The organism is Sphingobacteriales bacterium (genome assembly GCA_012517435.1).
GTDB lineage: Bacteria > Bacteroidota > Bacteroidia > CAILMK01 > JAAYUY01 > JAAYUY01.
In genome coordinates this window covers 1-2,332 of record JAAYUY010000006.1, presented here as the reverse complement: position 1 = coordinate 2,332, position 2,332 = coordinate 1, and the positions used below count along the sequence as shown (strand labels likewise).

The 2,332-nt window shown below is 42.2% G+C and carries 1 protein-coding gene; it reads right to left on the bottom strand.

Annotation, left to right across the window (positions count from 1 at the left end):
- On the bottom strand, nucleotides 1–2,332 hold a 2,332-nt coding region (locus GX437_00305), incomplete at both ends, for a LamG domain-containing protein (GenBank protein NLJ06088.1).

Here is a 2,332-nt window from a genome sequence, read left to right as displayed (position 1 = left end):
GTCTGAGGCCGGATTGGGATAAATCAAGATCTTCCCGTTGATCAAGTCAGCAACAGAACCCGGATCATATATCCTGATTTTGATAGTGTCTGAGTTTTCACATCCTTGCTGGTTTGAAACCTTAACAAAGTAATAATGTATTCCTGTATCTGTTTCAGCCGCAACCAACTGATAAAAAGGATCATCTGACCCATTTTGCCATAAATAGGAAACGAACTGATTTCCGGGAGATAAAATCAGCGTATCCTTCAGTGTGATGGTTGTATCGTTTCCAAGGAAAGGTTGAGGTAATGGAAAAATTTCTACCCGTATGCTATCTGTATTAGATTTGCATCCCTGAATATCAATAACATAAATCGTTGTTTTCAGGGCTTTCCGGATGAGGCGTTGCTGCTGGAAATACCCATCACCCCAAATATAATCATGGTATCCGTTTCCTGCATCCAGCAGAAGGCTGTCTCCTTCACAAATTCCTGTATCCAGCGAAAGGTGTATGATCGGGTTGGGATGAAAAACGATTGAGATAGTATCGGGCCTACTCCAACATTGGTTTTGTCCCTGAACCTTCACCCAAAGATTTGCATTTTTGTAAATCCAGCGTTTCTGAACATTTTTTCCGTCCGACCACTGATATTTCAGAAAATTATTACCGGCATCAAGTTCAAGGCTGTCGCCTTCACATAATGATTTGTTTTCTCCAAGGTTAACAACTGGTGCAGGCAACATGGCAATGATGACCGTATCGGCTTTGCTCCAGCAACCGCTAACAGGGTCTTTAACCTTTAACCAAATCGTATCACTGGTAAAGATTTCAAGCATTTTTCCCTGAAAATTGTTGGACCATTGAAATTCATTAAAATAACTTCCGACATCCAGGGTAGCGGATAATCCTTCGCAGATCTCCCTGTCGGGACCAAGATTTTTAACGGGCAGGCTGAACACATTGATATTGATGTCATCATCCTTGCTCCAGCATAATGTTTTGGCATCCTGAACCCTTGCTGTCAGGTAAATAGTCTGATAAATGGCTTGTTTCTGACCTTTAAATCCATTCGACCAGACATAGTTTTTAAATCCGGAGCCTAAATCGAGCAGTAATGAATCGCCATCACAAAAAGAAGTATCTTTTCCAAGGGAGATGACCGGCAATTGATGAACAGTAATATTTATTGAATCCGTCTGACTCTGGCAGTTGTTGAAATCGACCACATAGACACTATAAGTCCCTGCAGATGAAACATTTAGCGTTTGCTGGCTGGTATTGTTCGACCAGAAATATTTTTTAAAGTTAGGCCCGGCATTTAGGGTAATGGTGCTTCCATCACATATTGCTGTATCGTTTCCCAGATTTACAACCGGTAAAGGGTTTACTTTGATAATAATTGTATCAGGTTTACTCCAGCAACCCATTGAATCCATTACTTTCACCCAAACAGTATCTGATTGGGAAATTGTTTTTGTTGGAGAGCTGTCAAGATCCGACCAGAAGTATTTGGCAAAATTATTACCCGGATTCAGAATTTTACTGTTTCCATCGCAAAAAGCAGTATCTTTTCCAAGATCGATCCTGGGAATAGATAAAACTTTGATATTCATGGTATCAGGTGAACTCAGACAGCCCCTGTTATCTTCCACCTGTAAAACTACTTCTTTAGTCTGGTTTACCGTCAGGTTTTGATTGCCCTGAGTGCCCGACCAAAAATATTTTTTCATACCTGCAGGAGCAGAAAGTGTAATACTTCCGCCTTCGCAAAAGGTGGTGTCATTGCCAAGTTTTGCCACGACCGGGTTTAATATACAGGGATCGCAGGTGCCGATGGCAGCTATCTGTGTATCGGTGAGACAGGTATCGAAAATAGCCAGTGAGGCAATATCTATGGTGTCATCTTCCTGATTGTTGTCGGCAAAAAATAAGAGGAGAGGTGTCAGGGCAAAACGTGCATCCACATCAATATCAGTGGTGTCACCGTCATGGATTAAGGTACCGTTGAGATAATAGCGGTAATAATGACCAAGGTTTACCGAAATGACCAGTCTGTACCATCTTCCGGGACTGATACGGGTATTCGAATAGCCTGTGTATCCCACTCCGATGGCTCCGGGCGTAGATGAACTGTTGGGGCGTATGAAACATTCACCGTCATTGGTATTGGTAGTGTCTGTCTGATGAAAGGTATGCCAGTTGGCAAGGCTTAAAATTTTGAAATCATACATCAGTGTATAGCGGTTGACCATGTTACCACCTCCGTTTGCAGCTATCTGATGGTAACATTTATAATAACTTCCAATGGCAATCCTGCTCGCTGTATCACCGGACTGAGGACCGTTTACC